The following is a 957-nucleotide window of genomic DNA, read 5'->3' on the forward strand; positions in this document are numbered from 1 at the left end:
TTTTACTTTGCAACAGAACCTCTTGATACATATAGAAATAACGTCATTTTTATTTTAGTTGCTGAAAGGTGCGTTGAAGTGTTGGTATGTATGTGTTTTAAAGTATTGAAAACCCTTAAAATTGGTTGCACAGAAAAACCCCATCTGTTAAAGTTATAAGTGACTAAACAAATAACTAAATAGATGGGGGTTTCTTTTAATATTATGTGTCCTAATAGTAGCATTTATTCAGATGAAAAATCAAGGGTTTTAGTGGACAAGACAAAAAGTGGAAAAGTGAGACCATGGAGAGAAAAGAAAATCGCTAATGTTGATTACTTTGAACTTCTGCATATTCTTGAATTTAAAAAGGCTGAAAGAGTAAAAGATTGTGCTGAAATATTAGAGTATAAACAAAATCGTGAAACAGGCGAAAGAAAGTTGTATCGAGTGTGGTTTTGTAAATCCAGGCTTTGTCCAATGTGCAACTGGAGGAGAGCAATGAAACATGGCATTCAGTCACAAAAGGTTGTTGCTGAAGTTATTAAACAAAAGCCAACAGTTCGTTGGTTGTTTCTCACATTAACAGTTAAAAATGTTTATGATGGCGAAGAATTAAATAAGAGTTTGTCAGATATGGCTCAAGGATTTCGCCGAATGATGCAATATAAAAAAATTAATAAAAATCTTGTTGGTTTTATGCGTGCAACGGAAGTGACAATAAATAATAAAGATAATTCTTATAATCAGCACATGCATGTATTGGTATGTGTGGAACCAACTTATTTTAAGAATACAGAAAACTACGTGAATCAAAAACAATGGATTCAATTTTGGAAAAAGGCAATGAAATTAGACTATGATCCAAATGTAAAAGTTCAAATGATTCGACCGAAAAATAAATATAAATCGGATATACAATCGGCAATTGACGAAACTGCAAAATATCCTGTAAAGGATACGGATTTTATGACCGAT

General features: G+C 32.1%; 1 protein-coding gene. It reads left to right on the forward strand.

What is annotated here, in order from left to right; all coding sequences use genetic code 11:
* Window positions 1–204: 204 nt before the first annotated feature.
* Window positions 205–957: protein rep (locus KA828_RS13025; protein ID WP_210126364.1), on the forward strand; the 753-nt coding region annotated here is incomplete at its 3' end.

This window comes from Staphylococcus sp. GDY8P85P (assembly GCF_017892405.1).
GTDB classification, from domain to species: Bacteria; Bacillota; Bacilli; order Staphylococcales; family Staphylococcaceae; genus Staphylococcus; species Staphylococcus borealis.